General features: G+C 54.6%; 25 protein-coding genes. 11 read left to right on the forward strand and 14 right to left on the reverse strand.

Annotated elements, in window-relative coordinates:
* Positions 1-6 precede the first annotated feature (6 nt).
* Positions 7-702, reverse strand: a complete 696-nt coding sequence (locus tag QBD29_RS16040; protein ID WP_280099088.1) for a rhomboid family intramembrane serine protease — start codon at positions 700-702, stop codon at positions 7-9.
* A gap of 75 nt (positions 703-777) precedes the next feature.
* Between QBD29_RS16040 and trpS the strand changes: the two genes are divergently transcribed.
* Positions 778-1800, forward strand: coding sequence for a tryptophan--tRNA ligase (trpS, locus tag QBD29_RS16045; RefSeq protein ID WP_280099089.1), 1023 nt, complete (start codon positions 778-780; stop codon positions 1798-1800).
* A gap of 2 nt (positions 1801-1802) precedes the next feature.
* On the opposite strand, the gene QBD29_RS16050 is transcribed toward trpS, so the two are convergent.
* Positions 1803-2036: a hypothetical protein gene (locus QBD29_RS16050; protein ID WP_280099090.1), complete on the reverse strand. Its 234-nt coding sequence runs from the start codon at positions 2034-2036 to the stop codon at positions 1803-1805.
* 18 nt (positions 2037-2054) lie between these two features.
* Between QBD29_RS16050 and QBD29_RS16055 the strand changes: the two genes are divergently transcribed.
* The 3 genes from QBD29_RS16055 to QBD29_RS16065 are packed head-to-tail and all read left to right on the forward strand — an operon-like array spanning position 2055 to position 5800.
* The gene (locus QBD29_RS16055; protein WP_280099091.1) at positions 2055-3338 is read left to right on the forward strand and encodes a DUF2157 domain-containing protein; all 1284 of its coding nucleotides are present in this window, start codon (positions 2055-2057) and stop codon (positions 3336-3338) included.
* Positions 3335-3889 (forward strand): GDYXXLXY domain-containing protein, encoded by a 555-nt coding sequence (locus QBD29_RS16060; protein WP_280099092.1) that lies wholly within the window; start codon positions 3335-3337, stop codon positions 3887-3889. Before QBD29_RS16055 ends, QBD29_RS16060 begins: the two co-directional genes overlap by 4 nt.
* Before the next feature lie 21 nt (positions 3890-3910).
* Positions 3911-5800: a PhoX family phosphatase gene (locus QBD29_RS16065; protein WP_280099093.1), complete on the forward strand. Its 1890-nt coding sequence runs from the start codon at positions 3911-3913 to the stop codon at positions 5798-5800.
* Position 5801: 1 nt separating this feature from the next.
* Here the strand turns inward: QBD29_RS16065 and QBD29_RS16070 are convergent, their stop codons facing one another.
* Together QBD29_RS16070 and QBD29_RS16075 are read right to left on the reverse strand one after the other, a co-directional pair.
* Positions 5802-6647 (reverse strand): sugar phosphate isomerase/epimerase, encoded by an 846-nt coding sequence (locus QBD29_RS16070; RefSeq protein WP_280099094.1) that lies wholly within the window; start codon positions 6645-6647, stop codon positions 5802-5804.
* 4 nt (positions 6648-6651) lie between these two features.
* Positions 6652-7638: a fatty acid desaturase gene (locus tag QBD29_RS16075; protein WP_280099095.1), complete on the reverse strand. Its 987-nt coding sequence runs from the start codon at positions 7636-7638 to the stop codon at positions 6652-6654.
* Between the two features lie 95 nt (positions 7639-7733).
* Here QBD29_RS16075 and QBD29_RS16080 point away from each other — a divergent pair, with 95 nt between their 5' ends.
* Positions 7734-8573, forward strand: a complete 840-nt coding sequence (locus QBD29_RS16080; protein WP_280099096.1) for a LysR substrate-binding domain-containing protein — start codon at positions 7734-7736, stop codon at positions 8571-8573.
* On the opposite strand, the gene QBD29_RS16085 is transcribed toward QBD29_RS16080, so the two are convergent.
* Positions 8563-8907 (reverse strand): hypothetical protein, encoded by a 345-nt coding sequence (locus tag QBD29_RS16085; protein WP_280099097.1) that lies wholly within the window; start codon positions 8905-8907, stop codon positions 8563-8565. The genes QBD29_RS16080 and QBD29_RS16085 overlap by 11 nt on opposite strands.
* A 171-nt stretch (positions 8908-9078) precedes the next feature.
* On the opposite strand from QBD29_RS16085, the gene QBD29_RS16090 reads away from it, so the two are divergent.
* Both QBD29_RS16090 and QBD29_RS16095 read left to right on the forward strand, forming a co-directional pair.
* On the forward strand, positions 9079-10932 hold the full coding sequence (locus tag QBD29_RS16090; protein WP_280099098.1) for a DEAD/DEAH box helicase: 1854 nt from the start codon (positions 9079-9081) through the stop codon (positions 10930-10932).
* A 105-nt stretch (positions 10933-11037) separates the two neighbouring features.
* The gene (locus QBD29_RS16095; RefSeq protein ID WP_280099099.1) at positions 11038-12375 is read left to right on the forward strand and encodes a hypothetical protein; all 1338 of its coding nucleotides are present in this window, start codon (positions 11038-11040) and stop codon (positions 12373-12375) included.
* Here QBD29_RS16095 and cobM read toward each other — a convergent pair.
* The 7 genes from cobM to QBD29_RS16130 are packed head-to-tail and all read right to left on the reverse strand — an operon-like array spanning position 12372 to position 19023.
* On the reverse strand, positions 12372-13163 hold the full coding sequence (cobM, locus tag QBD29_RS16100; RefSeq protein WP_280099100.1) for a precorrin-4 C(11)-methyltransferase: 792 nt from the start codon (positions 13161-13163) through the stop codon (positions 12372-12374). The two genes, QBD29_RS16095 and cobM, sit on opposite strands and share 4 nt — an antisense overlap.
* A 24-nt stretch (positions 13164-13187) precedes the next feature.
* Positions 13188-14987, reverse strand: a complete 1800-nt coding sequence (gene cobJ / locus QBD29_RS16105; RefSeq protein WP_280099101.1) for a precorrin-3B C(17)-methyltransferase — start codon at positions 14985-14987, stop codon at positions 13188-13190.
* Positions 14988-15024: 37 nt separating this feature from the next.
* On the reverse strand, positions 15025-15726 hold the full coding sequence (gene cobI / locus QBD29_RS16110) for a precorrin-2 C(20)-methyltransferase (RefSeq protein WP_280099102.1): 702 nt from the start codon (positions 15724-15726) through the stop codon (positions 15025-15027).
* Entirely contained in the window at positions 15723-16922 is a 1200-nt protein-coding gene (gene cbiE, locus QBD29_RS16115; protein ID WP_280099103.1) for a precorrin-6y C5,15-methyltransferase (decarboxylating) subunit CbiE, read from the reverse strand. Before cbiE ends, cobI begins: the two co-directional genes overlap by 4 nt.
* Complete coding sequence (locus tag QBD29_RS16120) at positions 16919-17566, reverse strand: precorrin-8X methylmutase (RefSeq protein ID WP_280099104.1); 648 nt, start codon at positions 17564-17566, stop codon at positions 16919-16921. The genes cbiE and QBD29_RS16120 overlap by 4 nt, the downstream gene beginning before the upstream one ends.
* On the reverse strand, positions 17563-18792 hold the full coding sequence (locus QBD29_RS16125; RefSeq protein ID WP_280099105.1) for a sirohydrochlorin chelatase: 1230 nt from the start codon (positions 18790-18792) through the stop codon (positions 17563-17565). Before QBD29_RS16125 ends, QBD29_RS16120 begins: the two co-directional genes overlap by 4 nt.
* A 3-nt stretch (positions 18793-18795) precedes the next feature.
* Positions 18796-19023 carry a DUF6732 family protein gene (locus tag QBD29_RS16130; RefSeq protein WP_280099106.1) on the reverse strand — a complete coding sequence of 76 codons (228 nt, stop codon included), beginning with the start codon at positions 19021-19023 and terminating at the stop codon, positions 18796-18798.
* Between the two features lie 340 nt (positions 19024-19363).
* Between QBD29_RS16130 and QBD29_RS16135 the strand changes: the two genes are divergently transcribed.
* Positions 19364-20038 (forward strand): gamma-glutamylcyclotransferase, encoded by a 675-nt coding sequence (locus tag QBD29_RS16135; protein WP_280099107.1) that lies wholly within the window; start codon positions 19364-19366, stop codon positions 20036-20038.
* On the opposite strand, the gene QBD29_RS16140 is transcribed toward QBD29_RS16135, so the two are convergent.
* Entirely contained in the window at positions 20035-20805 is a 771-nt protein-coding gene (locus QBD29_RS16140) for an MBL fold metallo-hydrolase (protein WP_280099108.1), read from the reverse strand. The genes QBD29_RS16135 and QBD29_RS16140 overlap by 4 nt on opposite strands.
* A 159-nt stretch (positions 20806-20964) precedes the next feature.
* Between QBD29_RS16140 and QBD29_RS16145 the strand changes: the two genes are divergently transcribed.
* A complete protein-coding gene (locus QBD29_RS16145; protein WP_280099109.1) occupies positions 20965-21942 on the forward strand; it encodes a glutathione S-transferase family protein in 978 nt (325 codons plus the stop codon).
* A 51-nt stretch (positions 21943-21993) separates the two neighbouring features.
* Positions 21994-22797, forward strand: a complete 804-nt coding sequence (locus QBD29_RS16150) for a trypsin-like peptidase domain-containing protein (RefSeq protein ID WP_280099110.1) — start codon at positions 21994-21996, stop codon at positions 22795-22797.
* Here QBD29_RS16150 and QBD29_RS16155 read toward each other — a convergent pair.
* Positions 22794-23165, reverse strand: a complete 372-nt coding sequence (locus QBD29_RS16155) for a response regulator (protein ID WP_280099111.1) — start codon at positions 23163-23165, stop codon at positions 22794-22796. The genes QBD29_RS16150 and QBD29_RS16155 overlap by 4 nt on opposite strands.
* Before the next feature lie 162 nt (positions 23166-23327).
* On the opposite strand from QBD29_RS16155, the gene QBD29_RS16160 reads away from it, so the two are divergent.
* Positions 23328-23702, forward strand: coding sequence for a DUF1636 domain-containing protein (locus QBD29_RS16160; protein WP_280099112.1), 375 nt, complete (start codon positions 23328-23330; stop codon positions 23700-23702).
* The last annotated feature ends 2 nt before the right edge of the window (positions 23703-23704 follow it).

Consider the following 23704-nt stretch of genomic DNA (forward strand, 5'->3'; position numbering starts at 1 on the left):
CCCTATTCAACGGCTGCGCATCCGTTCAAACCAATGGGTGACGCCCACACCCTCCGCAGGGCGCAAAATCGCAGCAAGCGGAAAGCCAACACAAAACCCTGCAACGCAATCGACCCAACCTTTACCGCCGAACAAATACGCCATCACGCCCAGAAAAATCGCAAGTTGCAGGATCAGACGAAACGCCTTTAGCCCTGTGTCCCCACTGGCCCGTTGTTGGGAAAACAATATCCAACTGAGCGCGCCAATCATCCCAAATGACGCGGCAGACCCTCCAATCATCGCCTGCGTGGGTCCATTAAACAACGCCTGCAACAACGCGCCTAAAATTCCACTGCCAAGATAAATCCCCAAGACCGAAGCAGAAGACATCCGCTCCCCCACAAACTTGCCAAGCGCCAAGACAAACACAAGGCTGAACAGGGCAGCAACAAAATTTGCGTGAATAAACATGTACGTCACAAAGCGGATCAGTACGCTGAACGGGTACTGTCCTGTGTCCCACATCCAAAATACTGCCGCATTTGAAAAGGCGTATTTTTCGGCAATGACGATGCGCCATGTGGCGCCATCAGGCCCGCCAATCAATCCCTGCTCACCCAGTTGAAAGATCACTTCTGGAACAGCGATTAAAACGGCGAGCAAGATCACGACCTGCGGTAACGGGTTAATGGGGGCCGCATCTGCGTTCGGATCGAACATGGGAAAACTCTCTCAACTTGACGAGGCACAGCCATATCGCGATAACGCGCTGGCAACAACCAATCGGAGCCTCCTATGGGCGAGACATCTTTCACACCGCGCGTTTTTTCTGGCATCCAGCCGTCAGGCAATTTGACCCTTGGCAACTATCTGGGTGCGGTAAAGCGTTTTGTTGAAATGCAAAACTCTGGCATTGAAACGATCTATTGCATGGTCGATCTGCACGCCATTACCGTTTGGCAGGACCCTGACACGCTGCGCCATAACACGCGCGAATTGGCCGCCGCCTATATCGCCTGTGGCTTGGACCCGAAAAAATCCATTCTGTTCAACCAATCCCAAGTGCCGGCCCATGCCGAACTGGGCTGGTTGTTCAACTGTGTCGCGCGCCTTGGCTGGATGAACCGCATGACGCAGTTCAAAGACAAGGCAGGCAAAAACGCCGAAAAAATGTCTCTGGGCCTCTATGCCTATCCGTCTTTGATGGCTGCAGACATTTTGATCTATCACGCCACGCACGTCCCTGTGGGCGAAGATCAGAAACAGCATGTGGAATTGACCCGCGATATCGCAGCGAAGTTTAACCACGACTTCAAAACGGATTTCTTTCCTGAGCCAGAACCGATCATCGACGGGGCCGCCACGCGCGTTATGTCTTTGCGCGATGGATCGAAAAAAATGTCAAAATCCGATCCATCTGACATGTCGCGCATCAATATGACCGATGATGCGGACACGATTGCCAAGAAAATCCGTAAGGCGAAAACGGACCCGGAGGCGCTGCCAGATAATCTCGATGATCTGAAGGATCGTCCAGAGGCACGCAATTTGGTGAACATTCGCGCCGCCCTAACAGGACAAACTCCAGAACAGGTGATTGCTGAAGTCGCCGGACAGCAATTTGGTACGTTCAAGCCAGACCTCGTGGAAATCGCGGTGTCCCACCTTGCGCCCATCACGGATGAAATGAACCGCCTGATGGCCGATGTGGGCGAGATTGATCGCGTTCTTGGCGATGGCGCGAACCGTGCGGCGGAAATCGCCGAACCAATCTTGGCCAAAACGTATGACATCGCAGGCATGATCCGAAGCCGCTAACGTCACCCAAATTCTAAGACCAAAAATGGCCCCACGACGCGGGGCCATTTTTTATGTTCATCTTTGATTAAACTGCGCGCCCAAAGACCGTTTCTTACCAGTTCCTTAACGCCGACACGTCCATTTGGACGTGTCGGCGTTAAGGATTTATTCATCTTTTCAAATCCAGCGACAAAACCGCTTCCATCAAACTTCTTTACATGAACATTGTTCATGTTATTGTGATCTCGAATCATAAAGGATGCTTTGCGATCATGTGGAATCGAAAAACCATACTGTCTAATGCGATCAACGATTGGCACGCGCGCGGCCTTGTGGATGAAACAACCGCGAATTCGCTTTTGATTGACGCAGCGCAAAACAAAAGCTCTTTTTCGTTTCAAAACATCCTTATTCTGCTGGCCGTCATTTGCCTTGGCTTTGCCGCGATGAGTTTTGTCGCCGCCAATTGGGAAGACATGGCCCGCCTATCCCGTGTGGGTGTGGTGTTTGGCGCCATGTGGACGTTTTGGGGTGCATCCGCCCTGTTTCAATGGCGTGAACAGACCTGGTTTGCACAGGTGTTCACCCTTGGAGGCTGCGCAATGTTTGGTGCGGGCATCATGCTCATCAGCCAAATTTACCACATCCAAGGCTCCGCCAAAGATGCCACTTGGCTGTGGGCCATGGGCACGCTGGCCGCCGCCGCACTGACCCGCTCTATCCCTGCATTGGGGCTGTCCATTGCACTGTTAACCATTTGGACATGGCTGGAACCAAGCATGTTTTCATGGCGCACGGCACAAATTCAATACAGTTTTCCCGCATATATGATCGTTTGCGCCGCCCTAGCCTATTGGATGCAAAGCCGCTTTTGTGCGCATTTGATTGTACTGGCAACGGCCATTTGGGCGGTCCCAAGCGCGGCAGCTCTGCTTGACGAAGATGTTGCACTTTTCCCGTCTTTGGTTTTGGCACTCGGGTTTGCCCTTTTGTCTGCCATGCTGTTTTCCGATCACGCGAAAAACTGGCTGCGGGGCTTTGAACGCGCAACATCATTTTACGTGCTTGGCACGCTTGGGGCTGTTTTGTTTTTTTGGGCGGTTATCCCCAGCAAATCCGCGGCGATCCTTTCGTCTGACGGGTTCACAGTATTTGTGGTGATCGGTATTGTCACCGTTCTCGTGACCACTGCCTTTGCGATCATCGCTCGCCGCATGAACCACACCAATACCTATGATCTGATTGTTACGGCGATCATGTCGGCTTTGTCCTTCCTGTGTATTTTGATCAGCGACCCCTCACCGCTGTTCTTTATGGCCCTTCTGCTTGCAGGCTCTATTTGGATCATCCGCATGGGCTGGCGTATTGAGTACCGCCCAATCACCGTACTTGGCTTCATCGCATTTGGCCTGATGATGCTGTGGGTCTATTTCGAAACCATCGGCACCTTGCTTGGAACCAGCGCGTTTTACGCTGTGGCAGGTGTGCTGCTGCTCGCGGGTGTGTTCATTGTGCCCCGTCTGACCCGAACCCCTGTCAAAGGAATGGAAAAATGAACAAACGTTTCCTAATCATCGGCACTTTGATTGCCGTGCTTTTACAAACGGCGGTGTTGGGCAAAATCATCACCGACAGAGCCAACGCGCTCGAAGCGGGGCAAGAGGTTCAGCTGGAAACAGGTTTCATAGACCCCCGCGATCTATTTCGAGGCCACTACACGACCCTGAACTTCATGATCGAAACCATCAATCGAGACAGCGTCACAGTCGATGGCACATTTACATACAATCAAGATGTGTACGTTGAACTGGACACATCAGCGGAATTTGCTACGGCCAAACGGCTTACGGCAACGTACCCAACCAATGCAACAGGCCCTGTCATTCTGGCACAAGCCCGCACCCCAATTTCAGAGGCCCAACTGCAGATTCGCCTGCGTGTCCCCTTTAAACGGTTTTACGCCGCCAAAAATCGCGCATTGGAATTGCAGAACATGCAAAGAGAGCGCAAACTCGGTGTCATCCTGTCAGTCGCAAATGACGGGTCCGCGATGATCAAAGGGCTCACCATTGAGGGCGAGAAAATCTACGAAGAGCCGCTATATTAACTGGAACCAAACGAGAGACACATGCCTGATTTTGACGATGATATCTCGTTTGATGAATATGACGATCTCCACAGCCCACGCCCTGATCACACCGCGTTTGAAGATATCGTAGACGCCGCCATTTCACGCCGTGGCCTGCTCGCAGGTGTCCTGAGCTTTGGCGTTGGGTCTTTCGTTCTGGGCACATCCGCGCTTACAAAATCAACGCAGGCAAAGACTACTCCGTTTGGATTTGTACAGGTTCCCGCATCCACCGCAGACACAGTCGTGGTGCCAGACGGATTTGAATGGGACGTGGTCGTGCAATGGGGCGATCCCCTCTGGTCTGACATCCCCGCTTTTGATCCAGAAACACGCGGCACGGCGGCTTCTCAAGCACGCGCATTCGGGGACAACAATGACGGTATGGCGTTGTTCAATTTCGATGGAAAAACCGTCCTTGTGGCCAATAACGAATACGCCAATCGCAAAATCATTTGGGGCAATCGCACCAAAGGCAAGCCCCAGTCCGACGATGATTTGCGAAAGGGTAAAATGGCCCATGGCGTTTCGATTTTGGAATTGACAGAGCGCGATGGCACGTGGCGCCCCGTGATCGACAGCCCGCTCAATCGCCGCATCACCCCTGATACGAACATGGTGCTTACGGGCCCCGCGGCGGGCCATGATTTGCTGAAAACCGCAGCCGATCCCACTGGAACCCGAACCAGGGGCACGTGGAACAACTGTGGCAACGGGGAAACGCCGTGGGGCACGTATTTGGCCTGCGAAGAAAACTTCAATGGATATTTCTCATCCTCGGACAAAGATGTGGTCATCAGCCCCGAATTGAAACGGTATGGAATCCGAACATCCGATTGGGGCTATGGTTGGGCGGAAATTGACGACCGGTTCGATGTCTCCAAACACCCAAATGAGCCGAACCGTGTGGGCTACGTGGTGGAAATTGATCCCCGCAATCCGTCTTCCACCCCGAAAAAACACACGGCTCTTGGCCGTTTCAAACACGAAAACGCAGATGTACAAATCGCCAAAGACGGTCGTGTTGTGGTCTATATGGGGGATGATGAACGGGGTGAGTATTTATACAAATACGTTTCGCACAATAAATATGTCGCAGGGGAAAACACAGACACCCTGCTAACCGATGGTACGCTGTATGCCGCGAAGTTTCACGCAGACCAGCGCGGCGAATGGCGCGCCCTCACTCCTGAAACCACGGGCATGTCCCGCGCCGACATCAGCATCCACACCCGCCAAGCCGCATCCGCCGTTGAGGCCACCACCATGGACCGCCCTGAATGGGTCGCATCCAATCCCAACAGCGTGCAATCCTATGTGGCGCTGACCAACAACAAAAACCGTGGTCGAAAACCAAACGCAGGGGGCGATGACACATCTGTGAATCCCGCCAACCCTCGAGTGAAAAACCTCTATGGCCAGATCGTACGCTGGATGCCAGACGATCAGGACCACGCGGCACACCGTTTTAACTGGGACATTTTTGTGCTGGCAGGGAACCCAACAGTTCACACCGATGCCTATGCAGGGTCTGCCAACGTCACTGCAGACAATATGTTCAATTCCCCCGATGGCCTGTCGTTTGACAGCACCGGAATGCTGTGGATTCAAACCGACGGTAAATACACCAACACGGGTGATTTTGCGGGGATGGGCAACAATCAGATGCTGGTTGGGGATCCCGCCAGTGGCGAAATTCGCCGATTCATGACGGGGCCAAAGGAATGTGAAATCACAGGCATCACATGGTCACTTGATCGTAAAACCGCCTTTGTAGGCATTCAGCACCCAGGGGACAAAGGCGGCGGTCATTTCCCCAATGGCGGCCGGTCTGTGCCCCGATCCGCCATAATTTCTGTGCGCCGCACAGACGGCGCCGCGTTTGGCTAAATCAGCTTTTAGCCTCCATCGCGGCCCACATATCCTCTACCCAGCCTTTAATGACCAGCGCCTCTTCCCAACGGTTTGACATTTCACGCCCATCAGGGCCTGTCATGGCGTATTCAGGCGGACCCAACTCACACAGAAAGATGCAATCCCCATCCGCGTTGCGCGCGCGCCAACCTTCAAGCCCTTCGCGCCACCACCCTTTAAACAGCTCCACCCATTTTTGGTTCTGCGGGAAATCCAACTGCAATTGAATTTGCTGACGGCTGGCAACCCGCCCCTGAAAACTATCTGACCGTTCTAAAATGCGGCTCATCAGCCCCATGTCACGCTCACTCAGCGGATACCAAAACTCCCGATCCACCACATAGTGGCTCAGATCCGCACACATACGCATTTCAGGGATGGAATCGAGCAGGCACAAAGTGGAATACAAATCATTCGTAATACAATTGCGGTGTGCTTCGAACTGAATGGGCATGCCCTCTTCCTCGGACATCTCAATCCACTTGCGGATTACAGGGATCATGCCATCCACCGACAATGGCATCACCTGCCCGATTACATCCACAAAAGGCGAGCCGAAGTCTTTGGCCATTTTCAATGTGTCCCGCAGGCTTTCAACCGTCTTTGGAAACGCCACAATCAACGGCGTCAGACCAGCGGCTTCCATCAACGGCTGAACTTCATAGGCTTGCGCAACATCCCCCGCGCCCAGATCGATGGCCATACCATCGTACCCAGCACCCGCCACCATTTCGACCACCTGATCATAAGGCAACTTAATCCCTGTTTGATCATGGGGCTGCATTGCCCAAAGGGATGTGTATGTTTTTAGAGTACGGGCCATCAGATCACCCTTCGGCCTGCATCCGCACCGTCCGTCCGCCAGTACGCGGAATAACCCAAACCTCGTTCATCGGATATTGTCCCTCATCCTTGGCGCTCAACTTCTTGATCACCTCAATCTGGAATTCGATCCACCCCATGCGATGCACTTCACCCGCATTGCCTTCGATTTTAGCATTCAGTTCGCGCAGTTTCCAAAACGGCACGGACGGGAAAATATGATGGGCAGTATGATACGGCATCTGCCAGCACAGCCACCGCATCACCGCATTGGTGCGTGTGGACCGCGTGTTTTCCAAAATATCATCCTCATGGCTCAGGCCCAGATGCTCGATGGTGTTTTGCAACTGATGCACAGGTTTCGTAACCAACAGCGGCACAATCCAAAACGTCAACGCAAACCAAGACCCCGTTGCCAGCGACGCGACCAAGATCAACAGATACAACCCCACGTGAATGCGGCTTTCCTTGATCAGTTTGGCCTCTTCTTCCTTGCGCACAAACGGCTCGATGATGATGCCACGCGCCCGTCGCACAATGCCAAAAATCCGATTGCGCCAATAGGTGATGCCGGACACCCACAACAGATAAGTCCCAAGCGTATAGGGTTCACGCACCAGCTCCCCATCCCGCTCCCAATTGCCCGTGTGGCTGTGATGAGCAAAGTGCATCACTTGATCAAAATCACGCGGATAAAACTGCAAAAAGCCGATGATCCGGCCAAAGACTTCGTTCAATTTGCGGGTTTTGAAAACCGTCGCGTGGGACAATTCATGTTGTGCTGCATAAAGGAAGTTCAACAACACACCCAAAACAAAACCAGTGGCCAAAACCCACCACGTGCCAAGCGCCATCCAATGCAAACTCCCTGCAACGCCAATGGCGCCCCAATGACTGGCCATTTGCAATCCACCATACAGATCAGATCGTTCATTCAACGCCCGCAACTCTGCGGGCTCTAACAATTTGCGGCGTGAAAAACTGGCATCCATGGCGTGATTCCTTCAGTTGTACTTCCCTCAACCTACAATTTGATTTTTTTCAGCACTAATGGCATATTTTCAGATAAACCCTGAAAGAAACTAACATGTCACTGCCGCCGCTGCCCTCCATAACGGCCCTGGAAACGCTCGATCGACTTGGCTCGATCAAAGCCACGTCCGAAGCGTTGAACCTGACACAATCCGCCATCAGTCATAAGTTAAAGACGCTCGAAGCCACGCTCGGCTTTCCATTAACGGTTGCCGATGGGCGCGGGATTATCCTCACGTCCCAAGCCCGCCAATATGTGCGGGCCGTTCGCCCTGCCCTGATCGCGCTGCAAGACGCGCATCAGACCATTTCAACCGCTTCTGGTTCGTTAACTGTGTCCTGCGCGTCAGGATTTGCTGCAAACTGGCTCGCTCCGCGCCTGTCTGGGTTTCGTCATCTGTTTCCGGATATCGCGCTGCACATTCAAACGCAGCCCAACGCCAACGCTGATCTTTTCATCAAATTCATCAAACATTCCGAAGAAACATCCCCCCTGATGCGGGTGCATTTCTTTCCTGTCTGCGCCCCACATTATGCGATTGAAAACCCGATCCCCAAACGCGCAGCGCAGCTCAATCCGTCCCAACTGTTGCACCTGCATACACGCAAAGATTGGGAGGCTTGGCTGCATACACAAAACGCAACGCTCGACACACAAAATGGTGTCTTGTTTGATGATGTGCAAACCATGCTGGCCGCCACGATCACGGGGCAAGGATTGTCATTAGGGGATCGGCTCACCTGTGACAGCGCTTTGCGCTCTGGGGCGTTAATCAAACCTTACGGTGATGAAATTCTGTCGGAAAAGGCGTATGTTCTGGAAACAGGCAAAGCAGGAAAAACCCCTTCGGCCCATGCCTTTGAAACGTGGTTAATCGAACAGCTTACTTTGTAATTAACGCAACGGGCGCATCATCAGCTTGTTCAAAATCCAGAATGCGGCCCTCGCTGACTTTGGTCATGCGTTTGTATTCGTAAACCATTTCGTGCCCTTCGAGCGCGCTGCACACGATCAAGCATTCATGCAGCAGCTTGCTGCCATCACAAAACTCCACCGTTCCACGCAAATGCGGCGCATCTTTGGATAAGGCAAAGCCACCATCCCAACTGCGCAACACCGCAATTTCATGATCGCCCGTGACAACGCGCAACCGCTCCTTGCGCTTTTGCGCACGTGTTTTGGCATTGTGTAACCCTGCCAAAACCTCTGGCTGCATATGAACTTCCATGACAAATACTCCCTCGCTCACCCCACCATGACAGGTCATTGTGTATTTTCAATGAATTTGGGTGCGACAAACTGTTTCCACACTGCCTGCGGTTAACCCAATATCGCGAATCTGCCTTTACACAGTTGGAACAAAGGCGTAGGCGCGCCACAACCAATCAAAGGTATTCCCGTGAAACAAGCTCTCGCCGACGCGCTCCAGCAGCGCGGCTATGAAACGTTGACCCCCGTACAAGAAGCCGTAACCGACCCAGACCTCGGCACAGCCGATCTGCTTGTGTCTGCGCAAACTGGCTCTGGTAAAACTGTGGGCTTTGGCTTGGCGCTTGGGCCAACGCTGCTTGGCGATGACGAAACCTTTGGCCCTGCGGGCAAACCGCTTGCGTTGGTAATTGCCCCCACACGCGAATTGGCGATGCAGGTGATGCGCGAATTGATGTGGCTGTATGCCAATGCCAACGCGCAGGTGACATCCTGCGTCGGCGGCATGGATATGCGCGATGAACGCCGTGCCCTGTCACGTGGTGCGCATATCGTTGTGGCAACACCAGGCCGTTTGCGCGATCACATCATGCGCGGGTCCATTGATCTGTCTGGCATCCGCGCTGTTGTTTTGGACGAAGCCGACGAAATGCTCGACCTCGGGTTTCGCGAAGACCTTGAATTCATCCTCGAAGCCTCACCAGAAACCCGCCGAACGCTGCTGTTTTCGGCCACGGTTCCGCGCACCATCGCAAACTTGGCAAAGAAATTCCAAAACAATGCCGTGCGGGTGTCTACCATTTCCGAACGCACACAACATGCTGACATCGATTACCATCTAATGACCGTTGCCATGCGTGACGAAGAAAAGGCGATTATCAACATTCTGCGGTATTACGAATCTCCAGGCAGCCTTGTGTTTTGCAACACGCGCGACATGGTGAACCGCCTGACAACACGCCTATCAAACCGTGGGTTTTCCGTTGTGTCTCTGTCTGGCGAGTTGTCGCAGAATGAACGCACCCATGCCCTACAAGCCATGCGCGATGGCCGCGCCCGCGTCTGTGTGGCCACCGATGTGGCGGCCCGTGGCATCGACCTGCCAAACCTTGATCTCGTGATCCATGCCGATCTGCCCCAAAACGTGGAAACACTGTTGCACCGCTCAGGTCGTACAGGCCGTGCAGGGCGCAAAGGCGCCTCTATCCTGATCGCCAACCCCAAAGCCGTGCGCAAAGCGAACCGCCTGCTGCACGGGGCAAAAGTCACCGCAGAGCACGGCAACGCCCCCTCGGCAGAGGCTGTAACAGCTCAAGACGAAGCCCGCATGTTGGGCGATACCGCTTGGCAAGATGCCCCCACAGACGCAGAAACAGACAGCATCGCAAAGCTGCTCGACCTGCACAGCCCAGAACAAATCGCCGCCGCCTACCTGCGCCTTTATAAATCCAAACAAACCGCACCCGAGGAATTGGGCGAACCCACTGCCTTTGACCCGAACGAAGTAAAACGCTCTTTCGGCCCTTCCGTCTGGTTCTCGGTTCTTGGCGGCCAAAACGCAGGTGTCGAAGTACGCCGTTTCCTGCCCAAACTCTGCAAAATCGGCGGTATCACCAAAGACGATATCGGTGCCATTCGCGTTCAACATCACGAAACCCTCGTGGAAATCCGCGCAGGCTCCGTTGACGGGTTTCTTCAAAATCTCGGCCCGAAATCAGAGTTCGACAAAAACTCCCCGATCACCCAGATCAAAGCGCCAAGCGCGGCACAAAGGGGGCCAAAGCCCAAGTTTCAGCCGAAGAAATCCACCAAACCCGTGGATTGGAATGATGATCCAACCCCGCGCCGCAAAAAGCCAAAACCAACAGGCGATAAAAACAAGGGTAAGCCGAAGTTTAAGAAAAAAGGCCGCCCAGAGGACACCCGCCCCGAAGGCGTCGTGACACCGCGCAAAAAAGGGGGTGGCAAAAACCTCGCGCCCGCAGTGGGCAAGCCGAACTCAAAAAAGAACAAGGCGCGGCGTGCGAAAGCTGGTGGGGGTTAACGGGAAATCCTAAACTCCCCTAAAATCCGCAAAATCACGTCATAATTCGAACAAATATCTTTGGGACATCTGGCCCAAAGATAACAAAATCGTTCGAGCAGTAATATGTATTTGATGTTTCAAGCCATCGCCAAAGGCAGTTGGAAAGCCCCCCTGATCTTGTGTTTCGTGATCATCGCAGGTGGTCTGACCCTTCAAAACTCAATCAATTCCGACATCGCGGATCAAGAAGCAGCCCTGCGCCTTGAACAACCCGCGCCTGTGTCTCTGGATGTATTTAACCGCAAAACAGATATCCATCTGGCCAAAGAGGTGCATGTCACCGCACGCATGAACACCGACTACAACTATCGCCTGATCGAAGAACGCGATGGGCGCAAAGATAAGATCCGTTACATGTACGTTTTCTTTGGCCCAAGTCAGGCCAAATCGTCAAAACAGGCCCGCGCAGCGGTGATCCTTAAACCCGAAGACAAGGATGCCTTCGTTGATCTGCTGCTCACACAGTCCGCCGCCAATTTCAAAGCGTTGTTGAAAAACGAAACCACAACCGCGCAAGCCAATCTTTACAATCTTGCTGGCACGCGCGAGCTGTCCCCCGACTTACGCAAAATTGCCAATCAAGCTTTTGACGAACAAGGCCTGAAAAAAGGTCCCAATTTCATCTACATCGAACCATTTCTCGAAGGCCGCGTTGTAGGGCTAACACCCGATTACGAACTCCTCAGCACGTGGAAATACATGTGGGGCAGCTTGCTTGCCATCTTTGCCGTCATCACGGCCATCAAATTTTTACGCCGCCACAAATGGCAGGAAAAACGCGACGCGGAGTTAGCGGCAAAGGCCTATCAAAAGGCCGCAAAAGCCGCGGCCAAACAGGCCAAACGGTCTTCACCGCACCCAATGCCAGAGGCGCAGATTGTTTCCGCCCCAATATCGACGCGCGCATTGGAAACCACATCTCAAAACGGGATTGAACAATTGCTGAGTTGGGCACGCCAGAAACCCGTCACCGCTGTGCTGATCGGTTTGTTTGTGATCCTTCTGGTCATGCCAGGACGGTTTGTTCAGGCGCTGCCGTTCATGTTCGTTTTCGGCTTTGTGGCCATACAGTTCCGCCATGAAATCCGAAAATTGTTTAATGACATAGCCCCTGCCAAGGGAACCCTGCCCGACAGCACAGTCCTAGCAGAGCCAGAACAGCCCAGCGCCCCCAAATACACCGTTCCCCCTGTGGCCACGTCCCTGAAAACGGCTCCAAAGCCGCAGGCCGCGCCAACGACGGCCAAGCCCCGCCCCACAAACCGCAAATCCGTTTTAAATCGCAGCACAGATCGCGCTGGCCCCGTGGTGCGCAAGAAATCACTCAGCGATCGGCTCAGTGGGGCGTTTTCCAGCAAGCCAACCGCGACCGATCCGTTTCGTCGATTGCACAGGGGTTAAGTATTATTCGGTTCCACCAAATCCACACCCACCACAGGACGCAGCACATGCGGTTTGGCTGGATCATACAGCGCTGAATCCACAAACTCATGGCTTTCGGCCAATGCGGGTCCCACCATAATCAGCGCCGTGCGCGTGATCTTGGATTTGCGCACCTTCATGCGAATATCTTTCAACGTCCCACGGATGATTTCCTGATCAGGCCAACTCACGCGATACCCCACAACAACGGGGCAATCCTCCCCATAATGCGGGATCAATTGCCGTTCAATCTCGCGCATATTGCGCACCGCAAGATGGATCGCAATCGTCGCGCCAGAGCGGCCGAAGTTCTCCAACGTTTCCCCTTCGGGCATAGATGTGGATTGCATCGACATCCGTGTCAGAATGATCGACTGCGCAATCTCTGGGATCGTCAACTCCTGCCCAATCGTCGCCGCCATCGCCGCGTATGCTGGCACCCCGGGGATAATCTCAAACGGGATGTCATCCTTGCGCAACCGACGGATCTGCTCCGCAATCGCTCCGTACAAAGACGGATCACCCGAATGCACCCGCGCCACATCTTCACCGCGTTTGTGCGCCGCCAAAATTTCCGCATGAGTGTCATCCAGCGTCATCGCCGCCGTGTCCATCACCTTCGCCCCTTCGGGCGCACAGGCCACCACGGCCTCAGGCACCAAAGACCCTGCAAACAGGCACACAGGGCACGCTTCAATCCGTGCCTTTGCCTTTACAGTGATCAGATCAGGATCGCCCGGACCCGCGCCAATGAAATAAACCGTCATTATACTATTCTCCTGTCGGCGAGGTTACCCTGCCAAATCTCCATCAATTTTGCGGGCATAGCCACGCGGCGTGTACATGCGTGGGCCCTCGCCCAATTGTGCGAGTTTTGAATGTGACGAGCCGATCAACACAACCGTGAGCATATCCACCTCATCCACTTCCAATTCGTCCAAACGCCGATACCGCACATGCTCCTCTGGCCGCCCAAGGCTAGACGCCAACATCACAGGGGTGTCCGCAGGACGGTGCTGCAACAGAATGTCCCGCGCTTCGGCCAACAACGTACGGCGGCGCATCGACACGGGGTTATAAAACGCAATCACAAAATCGCCCTCTGCCGCCGCTTTTAAACGCTTCACGATGTCTTCGCGCGGGGTCAGCAAATCAGACAATGAAATCGCGCAGAAATCATGCCCGAGCGGCGCACCCGCCCGTGCCGCCGCCCCTTGCAGCGCAGAAACACCTGGGGTCGAAACCACCTCAACACGGTGTGCCGCATCGCTCACACCCATCTCATCTGGCCCACGATCGAGCAGTTCAAACACCAAGGCCCCCATCGCGTAAATGCCCGCATCCCCCGAACAAATCAGCGCAACGTTTTTGCCTTTCGCCGCTTGCTCCAACGCATACCGACAGCGATCTTCCTCGCCCCCCAGCGGGAAATCAGACCGCTCCTTGCCGTGAGCCAATCCGCCCAACAGGTCGATGTACAGACCATAACCAACCAATTCCTCAGCCTCTGCAACCAGTGCAGACGCCTCTGGTGTACGCCAAGAATGCTGGCCCGGCCCAATGCCAATAATCGACAATTTCCCGCGGGACCGCCCCGCCATTTCCACAATCGGTGCATCCGCGCGAACCACCGCACAAGTCGCATTCGCTGTCTTGGTTTTCTCAACCACCAATTCGCCATTCCCAAGCGCCAATGCCGCCCCTTCGGACACACCGTGGCAACCTACTTCGGCAAACACTACATCAGACGGGTTCGCCAAACGATCCGCCTGCGCCTCCAACTCCGCCGCTGTGAACACCCGAAACGGCACGTCCAAACGCGCCGCCGTTTCGATCATTGCAGGCTCGTCACCCTTCAGGTCGAGCGAACCCACACAAGCAACCGCGCCTTGCGCAATCCCAGCATCCGCGAGCGTCTTTTGTACCAACGCCCACATCTCGTCCACGTCGCAGCCCCGCGCACAGCCTAGGCCCAGCGCGTACCGCTGTGGATGATACACCAACCGTGTCTCAGACCCATCCGCAGGCGCGTCTGTCACCAACAGTTCAACACCGCCAGCCGTATCTTCAACGTCGAAAATATTCTCGCCAGAAACGGTTACACCAGCACCGCCGAGCATCGCTGCCATCGCACCTTTGGCATCCGCACCATTGGCCAACCGATACCCGCGTGGCGGCTCATCCAGCGCAACGCCCATGGCCACATCACCCGCCGTTGTCACGGCTGCATGTGCGCCCAACCCTTCCGCAATCTGCCGTGCCAAACGGTTCGCACCGCGATGCCCCCCCAACAGCGGAATAACCGTGGACCCATCATCAGGCACCGCCACCACGGGCGGTTCAACTGTCTTGTCGTGCAACACAGGCGCAACCGCCCGCACCAGAATGCCCGCCGCACAAACACCCACAACGGGCGTGCCGCTGGCAAACAGCATCCGCACATGATCGAGCGCGTTTTCAAAATACGCATGCGCACGATCCACACGTTCCATCCGTCCATGCACCGCTGCGCCCAGCACCTCTGCCACACGCCACGCCGTTTTCTCACCAGAGCGAGACAAACAAATTACCACTGGCTCAACCATCGCCATTAACCTTCCGTAGGTCGGGCTTCAGCCCGACACATCACTACAACCAAGGATCATCCCCTTTGGTCACCAAAATCATTGAAAAATAAGGCGCTTTTTCGGGCGCCTCGCTCAGCGGCAAAACCACCTCTTGGGGCAGGCTGGCCCGTTCCACGTAACCCGCATGGTCCATCAGACCCAGCCGTTCCAGCACACGTTTGATCTTGGGCAAATGCCGTCCAACCTTCATCACCGCCACCGCTTCTGCCGCTGCGATCCGCGCTTCCATCGCGTCCTCGTCCATCGGGCCAGGGATAATCGTCAGCACTTCATTGCGCGCCGTCAGCGGCGATTGCAGCGCCGCCGCGCAGGCCGTCACAGACGTCACGCCGGGCACAACTTCACACTCAAACCGATCCGAAAGGCGCGAAAACAGATACATGAAACTGCCATAGAAAAACGGATCGCCTTCACACAGCACAACCACATCTTTGCCTGCCTCGAGCTGCACCGCAATCGCCGCCGCACCCGCGTCATAGGCCGCTTGCGCTGGCGCACGCTCCACGGACATCGGAATGGAAATCACAATCTCCTCGGTCCCGTCCTCGATCAAATCCGCTGCAATGGCGCGCGCAAAACTGTCGCCACCTTCCAAGCTGGGATAGGCAATCACATCCGCCCCCCCAATCAGACGCGCAGCTTTCAGGGTCATCAGCTCAGGATCCCCCGGCCCCAAGCCAACACCATATACCATTCCGTTCATCGCTTCACCAAGCTCCACTGGGTCACTGGCATCAGCGGACGCCAGCCCGTTAGGTTCCCCACAGGCTCCGCACGGTTCACCTGCAACTTCACCAATTGCCCGCCATGTTCCTTGTGCAGCGCCATCAAAAGCGCCTCACTCTCTAGCGTCACCGCATTACACACGAGCCGCCCCAGCGGACGCAGTGCATTCCAGCAGGTATCGAACGTTTCACGGCTCAACCCGCCACCAATGAAAATCGCATCAGGCGCCTTCAATCCATCCAGCGCCGCAGGAACAGACCCATCAATCAATTCCAGCTTCGGCGCACCCAGCGCGGCTGCATTTTGCGCCGCAAAGACACGGCGATCATCGCGCGGCTCAATGCCAATCGCATGAGAATACCGCGCGGCCCGCATCCATTCGACAGCCACGGAACCACAGCCACAGCCAACATCCCACAACAGCGCACCCCGCATCGGCATCAATTTGGCCAATGTCGCCGCGCGCACTTCTTGCTTGGTCATCGTGCCATCGTGGTGAAACAACTCATCCGCCAATCCAGGCACACGCGGCAACAACGCTGCATCAGGGGCCGCGATACACTCCACCGCCAGCGTGTTGAACGCAGGAACCTCATGATCCCAGCCCTCAGCCGTTCCCTCAAACCGCAGCTCATCCTTGCCGCCCATGGCCGCCAACACAGTCATACGCGATTGGCCGAACCCTCGATCCGCCAGAAACGCCGCGATCTGCGCAGGGGTGTCCGCACCCGTCGTCAGGATCAGCAACCGCTGATCCGGTTGAATAAACGCAATCATTTGCTCAACAGGGCGTCCATGCACAGTCAACGTTTCCACATCAGGCATCGACCAGCCCATCCGCGCCGCCGCCAATTGAAAGGCAGACAATTGCGGATGATACACAATTTCGCTCGGTGGAATGGATCGCCCAATCCGCGCCCCAACCGAATACCACAGCGGATCACCCGTGGCCAAAACCACAACCCGCTTACCCTTGTATCCCTGCAACGTGTCGATCAACGCATCAAAAGGCGACGGCCAAGCCACACGCTCCGCGCTTACCTTGTCTGATAAGGAATGATGCCGATCTCCACCGATAATCACCTCGGCGGCTTCAACCACCGTGCGTGCGGATGGCGTCAACCCATCCAGTCCATCTTCGCCAATCCCAACGATATGCAGCCAAGCGGTCATTTCGTTTCCTCTACCAATCCCGCCGCCAGCGCATTCACCGCAGCAGACGCCATGGCCGATCCGCCTTTGCGCCCCCGCAATGCCACAAACTCGCATCCACGGGACCGAGCCGCTAGTTCCGCTTTGCTCTCGGCTGCACCAACAAACCCCACAGGAAACCCAAGGATTACCGCTGGCTTTGGCCAGCCCTGATCCAGCAACTCCAGCAAATGAAACAACGCCGTCGGCGCATTGCCAATCGCCACAACCGCGCCTTCGATATGATCGCGCCAAAATTCTACAGCCGCCGCAGACCGCGTGTTGCCAATGCCCGCCGCCAATGCGGGTGTCTTGGCATCGTTCAGCGTCACAATCACATCATTGTCCGCGGGCAAGTATCGACGAATGATCCCCGATCCCACCATCTCGCAATCACACAAAACGGGCGCACCACGGCGCAACGCATCTCGTCCCGCCGCAAACGCACCTTCGGAAAACGCCAATCGATCCGCGATTTCGACCATGCCGCAGGAATGGATCAACCGAATGACCATCGGCACCATCTCCTCTGGAAACCGATCCAAATTCGCCTCGGCCCGCACAGTCGCAAAAGACTGCGCGTAAATCTCGGACGGAACCCGTTCATATGGCAAAGGGCGTATCACTTGCTCCGTGCGCTTTCTGGACCCAGCGGATGTTTTGCATGCGGATATTCAGGATGCGCATGGTCGTGGTGGTGATGATGGTGATGGTCGTGATCATGATCGTGCGAATGGTCATGATCGTGATGATGATGGTGATGGTGCGTGTCCAAATGCAAACGACACTCCCCCGTACACCACGTGGTGCAGAAATCACAATTCTCCACGGTTGCCCCAGGGGCCGATGCACCTTGCCCTTCCACATGGTGGTGATGGCTTTCCTGTACAGACCCAACCTCGGACTCAAACCCGATGACCTGTGTGCGGTATTTACACAGAACACACGTCGGTGGCGGCATATCGCTTTCGGACACATGATCGCCTGCACGTTCTTCAGCGGTGATGATCCGCGGCGCGCCACCCTCAACTTCCAAAACTTGTGTGCGATAGCGACAGGTTCCACAGTTCGGAATCGGCACTGATCCCATCTGCTCTTTCACCCGCTCTGCAAAAGTTTCCAAAACAAACTGATGGTCGTTCAAATAACCCGCTTTAACGAAATCAATCTCTGGATATTTCTCGGCACATTTGTCGGTAAACCCGTAAATCCGATCAATCAGAATGCCCGTAAACAGGAAATACGGGAAAACGATAACCCGCTTATATCCCAGCTTCGCCACATGATCCAAACACGGCTCCACCAGCGGGAATGTCACCCCAGAATAGCCAACCTCGGCCCAGCCAAAGCCCATACCTTCCCACAACATCCGCGCGATCTTGGACACATTGGAATTCGCATCAGGATCAGACGCCCCACGCCCAATCACCACGAGCGCAGTCTCGTGCAGCGGCAGCTCACCATGTTCCGCATTTGCTGCATCCACAGCCGCCTGAACCCGCGCACCAGCGGCCTTGATCATCTTCGGGTCAACGCCCAACTCGCGCCCATAAGACACGTCGATCCCGTGTTTCGCAGCATAGGTGTTCAAAACAGTAGGAATATCATTCTTAGAGTGCATAGCGGCAAACAACATGCCGGGTACCGCCAAAATCTTCGTGCAGCCTTGCTCGCGCAGCTTATCCAAACCGTCACGGATCACAGGGTTCGCAAATTCCAGATACCCGTATTCCACAGGCCAATCAGGCAGCATCGCTGGCAGCTTTTCCGCCAGCACCGAAAACTGATCCACAGCCGCTTGGGACCGCGAACCATGCCCGCAAATCATCACACCAATTTTTTCGTCAGCCATCGTCTATGCCTCCTGAGGTTCTTGGTCTGGCTCGCCTTGGTCACCCTCGTCAACTTCGGCGTCCGCGCCTTTTTTACCTTTGATCAAGTTCCAGCCTGCAATTCCAATGGCAATTCCAATGGCGCCCCCTGCAACCCAATGATCGTGCCCCGCAAACTCGCCCAAGTGCCCGACATGGGCCTGCGCACTGCTTGCACCAAACATACCTGCCAAAAAGACTGAAAAACGCATCGTGTTCCCTTTCTCATTTTCATGACAGAAAGGCCGCCCCGATGTGGCGCTCATCACGATTTCACGTTCAGTTCCCTGCTTGGGTCAACCGATTGCGAAACACCTCTCCGGCCCCTGTGGGGCATCGCTGCTGATCGTATACGCCTGCGTCTGTTCAACCGCAATCCGATTCGCGGCATTGAAACGCATGGAAACGCCATGACCGTTGTGATTTGTCCCAACGTTTCTCTGGTCACTTGCCCAAAAAACGGACACAACGTCTTTCATGCCATTTGCGCCACATGTTTTTCGACACACGCCCATTTTGCGCGGCAGTGTTACACCCCCCGAAGCATCCGAAATGCGTTTTGGGCAAGAGCGTTTTGCCGAATTAGAAGCCCAAGCCATAGAGGAAAACTGGCCATCTGACTGGTGTATGGCCGAAGCCGAGCGTGAAGCCAATCGCCAGACTGTTTTGTCAAATCGCCCCGACGCCGATCTATGGGTTTTTGCCTACGGATCCCTAATCTGGGATCCCGCCGTGCAGGTCGAAGAATACCGCTATGGCGCACTGGAGGGTTGGCAACGCAGCTTTTGTATGCAGCTTGAAGGCGGACGCGGCAGCCCATCCCAACCAGGTCTGATGGCGGCCTTGGATCAAGGCGGGCATTGCGACGGTATGGTGTTTCGAATCGCCAAAGATCACCTTGAAACTGAAACCGAGTTCATGTGGCGTCGCGAGATGTTCTCAGGCTCCTATTGCCCCATGTTTTTACCCGTCGAAACGCCCCAAGGCTCCGTCCAAGCGCTGACCTTTGTGATGGACAAAAATAATCGACGCTATCGCCCGAACCTCACGCCCGAAGAAACGGCCCAAGCCATCGCCGTAGCTCAAGGCAGTCTTGGAACCAATTTCGACTACCTCGATTCTCTGGTGCGTCATATGCGGCAACTGGGCCTGACGGACGATGCAGTTTTTAAACTGCACGCCCGCGCCCAAACTTTACGCAAAGCCGATCAAAAACTGGTTCCTTAATACCAATCACCGAGCTTTACCTTTACCGCGTCCCCGATCAGTTCTGCAAACTTGGCAGGGTCTTGTGTGCCACCGTCTTTGCCACGGTAATGATACGGGTAAACATAAGTTGGCTTAAACTCCGCCACGGCAGATGCGGCGGCTTCTACATCCATTGTGAACGGCAGGTTCATACAGACAAAAGCCAGATCAATATCTTTAAGCGCCCGCATTTCTGGGATGTCTTCCGTGTCACCTGACAGATAAACGCGGAATCCGTCCATGTTCAAAACATATCCGTTGTCACGTCCCTTGGGATGGAATTTCTCACGACCCGCAGTGGTGTTATAGGCTGGGATCGCTTCGACACGGATGCCATTCCAATCCCCACTCTCACCATTTGCCAAAGCAGTGGATTTCGCCTGCATGTCGGCTGGCAGTTTCCCCATCACTTCAGGGTTAACCATCATCACTGTGTTTTCACCTGCCACGGCAGCCAATGTGTCGGTGTTCAGATGGTCCCCGTGGTGGTGCGTGATCAAGATGAAATCAGGCGTTCCCAAATCCGCATAGGACGATGGCTCGCCCACTGGATCAACATAAATCACACCCTTTGGCGTTTTCAACACAACCGACGCATGGGCCACAGGATGAACAGACATGGTGCCTCCTGGAACGGCAAATTCATGGGTGGCATGTGCCGCCGCACCCACCGCATAGGGCAGCATAACAACGCCCCCTGCAATGGCTGCACCAGACATAAGGAAATTTCTGCGTGTGTGGGTCATAGGGGCCTCCTGTTGGTTCAATGATTGCCCAAAAACCTAGATCATACGTTGCATCTTTCAACTGTTCGGTTTTGTGGAACGCTGCAATTCGAACCAAAACCCTGACGCAGGCCCCAAAGACGTATACGATGCTTGAAACTGAAATAAGGACACACGCACATGGGTAGATTGATCGACGGCCAATGGTCCACCGAATGGTACGATACAAAATCCACTGGCGGAAAATTTGTGCGCCAAGACGCCAGCTTTCGCAATTGGATTACCGCAGACGGCTCCGCTGGCCCTTCTGGGGATGCAGGGTTTCAGGCCGAAAGCGGGCGATATCACCTCTATGTATCCCTTGCCTGTCCATGGGCGCACCGCACATTGATCTTTCGCGCGCTCAAAGAATTGACCGATCACATCAGCGTTGATGTGGTGCATCCTGATATGTTGGATCAGGGCTGGACGTTTGAAACCGATGATGGCCCCGCGAAAGGGGACAGCCTGTTTGGGTCCACCCACGCCTATCAGATTTACCAAAAGGCCGATCCAACGGTGACAACACGGGTAACGGTGCCGATCCTATGGGACAAAAAACAGGATAAGATTGTTTCCAACGAATCTTCTGAAATCATCCGCATGTTCAATTCCGCCTTTGATGCGATCACGGGCAACACCGCCGATTATTGGCCCGAAACGATGCGCGATAACATCGAAGACGTGAATGAACGGATTTACCACACATTCAACAACGGCGTTTACAAATCGGGCTTTGCCACCAGCCAAGACGCCTACACCGATGCCGTCACAAAACTGTTTGAAACCATGGACTGGCTCGAAGATCGCCTCTCCACGAACCGCTATTTGATGGGCGACACCCTCACCGAAGCGGACTGGCGGTTGTTCACAACGCTGGTGCGGTTTGATCCCGTCTATCATTTGCATTTCAAATGCAATCGCTCCCGCGTGATGGATATGCCCAATCTCTGGGCCTACACCCGCGAATTGTACCAAATGGACGGCATCGCCCAAACCTGCGATTTCAACCACATCGTGCGCCATTATCATTACAGCCACGAAACAATTAACCCCCATCGCATCATCCCGATTAATCCAGACATTGATTGGATGGCCCCCCACGGCAGAGCGTCATAAAATCGCCTATTTGTGCAAGCAGGGTCGTTCCAAATTAGTTGGAATGCCTCGATGCGCTTTATCAAAACGGCTTTTACGTCACTCTTTCTTTTCGCCACTGCGGCGGGTGCCAACACAACTGGCCTGATACCACTTACGGATCGGGATGATCTCTACGGTTGGGAAGCCGTCGGTCGCATCGACACAGGCAAGGGCTATTGCACAGGTGTTTTGATCGCCTCGGATATCGTGCTGACTGCCGCTCATTGCGTTTATGATCGTGCAACGGGCCGTTTAATGTCCCCCGATCAGTTTCGATTTTCAGCGGGTCTACGCAATGGCGTTGCTTTGACGCAACGCGTGGGCGCGCAGGTTGTGGCGCATAAACAATATATCCCCCACAGTGGCGTCCACACCAACAACATCCGATATGATGTGGCCTTAATCAAACTCGACCAGCCCATTTCCACCTTCGAAGCACCGCCTTTTGCCCTACACTCTGGTATTCGGCAGGGAAATTCGGTCAGCGTCGTGTCTTACGGTCGTGGCCGCGATGATGTTTTGTCATGGCAACGCCAGTGCGATGTGCTGGGGCGCGGTCAGGGATTAATCGCCTTCAATTGTAATGTCACATTCGGGTCTTCTGGGGCCCCTGTGTTCATTAAAGAAGGCTCACGCGCAAGGATCGTAACGTTGGTGTCTTCTGGCGCCAAGGTAAATGGTGGAACAGTGGCATACGGCATGGAGTTGTCAGAAAACATAGCAACACTCAAACGCGCATTACGCGCTATTCCCGATGCTCCCACTTCGGGGCGCAAAAGGATTCAAGTCGGTGGCGAACGTGGCGGCACTGGCGCAAAATTCATTAAAAATTAGGCGCGAACTGGCCCGCGGCCGTAATGTTCCACAAGGGCGGCCAAATCATCTGGCTGCACGGGCGTATGCAAATGCCCGCGCGCATTGGGGATCAGCTCAAAGATGGACCCGTCCGAGAAAAAGCTGTTGGCGGTCACAACAATGATCGCCACATCTGGGTTTCGATAAGTGGCAAAGTCACTGATCGCCAAAACGCTGGCATTCTTGGTGGACAAATCGAGCACGAGAACATCGAATTTCGAAAACCGCAGTTTATCAATGGCCGTCTTTTCATCAGACGCCATTTCAACATCATTCCCTTGCCGTTCTAAGTGCCTGCACCAAATGTCACCCAAAGAGGCGTCGGCTTCGATCACAAGAATTTTCACAAGCCAACCTCCTTTGCCCTTCGCCCTGACTCTGCTCATTCTATTAACAATGTATTAACAAAATCAGACCGTACGATTATGAATTGTATTTTCCTGAATTTGGTGATGAAACGAGCGAAATCTCGCTAACCAAAGCGCCTGCATGCGCAAAGAAAGGCCGCTATGACCACAACGATCACAATTTGCGACACGTGCAAGCTCGAAGGCTGGGATGCCGCAACGTCCGACCAAACCGATGGGGAACGACTGGCCGCCGATATCGAACGTGCCGCGCAAGGCAACCCAGATGTCCAAACCCGCCGCCATTCCTGTTTGATGGGCTGCTCACACGGCTGCAACATCGCCATTCAGGCAGATGGAAAGCTCACCTATGTGATGGGCCGTTTCGAACCCGGTGCAGAGGCCGCCGAAGGCATCGTTGAATACGCCACCAAACACGCGGCATCCGAAAAGGGGCAGGTTCCATTTCGCGAATGGCCACAGGCGGTAAAAGGCCATTTTGTGTCGCGCATTCCCACTTTGCCAAACGCGGATTGACG

Source organism: Amylibacter sp. IMCC11727, assembly GCF_029854195.1.
Taxonomy (GTDB): Bacteria; Pseudomonadota; Alphaproteobacteria; order Rhodobacterales; family Rhodobacteraceae; genus Amylibacter.

Excerpts from the sequence above, each read along its gene's own strand:
- QBD29_RS16135 (WP_280099107.1), top strand. The coding sequence starts at position 19,364 with ATGCGTTTTGGGCAAGAGCGTTTTGCCGAATTAGAAGCCCAAGCCATA.
- QBD29_RS16040 (WP_280099088.1), bottom strand. The coding sequence starts at position 702 with ATGTTCGATCCGAACGCAGATGCGGCCCCCATTAACCCGTTACCGCAG.
- QBD29_RS16130 (WP_280099106.1), bottom strand. The coding sequence starts at position 19,023 with ATGCGTTTTTCAGTCTTTTTGGCAGGTATGTTTGGTGCAAGCAGTGCG.
- QBD29_RS16055 (WP_280099091.1), top strand. The coding sequence starts at position 2,055 with ATGTGGAATCGAAAAACCATACTGTCTAATGCGATCAACGATTGGCAC.
- QBD29_RS16145 (WP_280099109.1), top strand. The coding sequence starts at position 20,965 with ATGGGTAGATTGATCGACGGCCAATGGTCCACCGAATGGTACGATACA.
- QBD29_RS16125 (WP_280099105.1), bottom strand. The coding sequence starts at position 18,792 with ATGGCTGACGAAAAAATTGGTGTGATGATTTGCGGGCATGGTTCGCGG.
- QBD29_RS16140 (WP_280099108.1), bottom strand. The coding sequence starts at position 20,805 with ATGACCCACACACGCAGAAATTTCCTTATGTCTGGTGCAGCCATTGCA.
- cobI (WP_280099102.1), bottom strand. The coding sequence starts at position 15,726 with ATGAACGGAATGGTATATGGTGTTGGCTTGGGGCCGGGGGATCCTGAG.
- cobJ (WP_280099101.1), bottom strand. The coding sequence starts at position 14,987 with ATGGCGATGGTTGAGCCAGTGGTAATTTGTTTGTCTCGCTCTGGTGAG.
- QBD29_RS16050 (WP_280099090.1), bottom strand. The coding sequence starts at position 2,036 with ATGATTCGAGATCACAATAACATGAACAATGTTCATGTAAAGAAGTTT.
- QBD29_RS16070 (WP_280099094.1), bottom strand. The coding sequence starts at position 6,647 with ATGGCCCGTACTCTAAAAACATACACATCCCTTTGGGCAATGCAGCCC.
- QBD29_RS16095 (WP_280099099.1), top strand. The coding sequence starts at position 11,038 with ATGTATTTGATGTTTCAAGCCATCGCCAAAGGCAGTTGGAAAGCCCCC.
- cobM (WP_280099100.1), bottom strand. The coding sequence starts at position 13,163 with ATGACGGTTTATTTCATTGGCGCGGGTCCGGGCGATCCTGATCTGATC.
- cbiE (WP_280099103.1), bottom strand. The coding sequence starts at position 16,922 with ATGACCGCTTGGCTGCATATCGTTGGGATTGGCGAAGATGGACTGGAT.
- QBD29_RS16065 (WP_280099093.1), top strand. The coding sequence starts at position 3,911 with ATGCCTGATTTTGACGATGATATCTCGTTTGATGAATATGACGATCTC.
- QBD29_RS16160 (WP_280099112.1), top strand. The coding sequence starts at position 23,328 with ATGACCACAACGATCACAATTTGCGACACGTGCAAGCTCGAAGGCTGG.
- QBD29_RS16060 (WP_280099092.1), top strand. The coding sequence starts at position 3,335 with ATGAACAAACGTTTCCTAATCATCGGCACTTTGATTGCCGTGCTTTTA.
- QBD29_RS16085 (WP_280099097.1), bottom strand. The coding sequence starts at position 8,907 with ATGGAAGTTCATATGCAGCCAGAGGTTTTGGCAGGGTTACACAATGCC.
- QBD29_RS16075 (WP_280099095.1), bottom strand. The coding sequence starts at position 7,638 with ATGGATGCCAGTTTTTCACGCCGCAAATTGTTAGAGCCCGCAGAGTTG.
- trpS (WP_280099089.1), top strand. The coding sequence starts at position 778 with ATGGGCGAGACATCTTTCACACCGCGCGTTTTTTCTGGCATCCAGCCG.
- QBD29_RS16080 (WP_280099096.1), top strand. The coding sequence starts at position 7,734 with ATGTCACTGCCGCCGCTGCCCTCCATAACGGCCCTGGAAACGCTCGAT.
- QBD29_RS16150 (WP_280099110.1), top strand. The coding sequence starts at position 21,994 with ATGCGCTTTATCAAAACGGCTTTTACGTCACTCTTTCTTTTCGCCACT.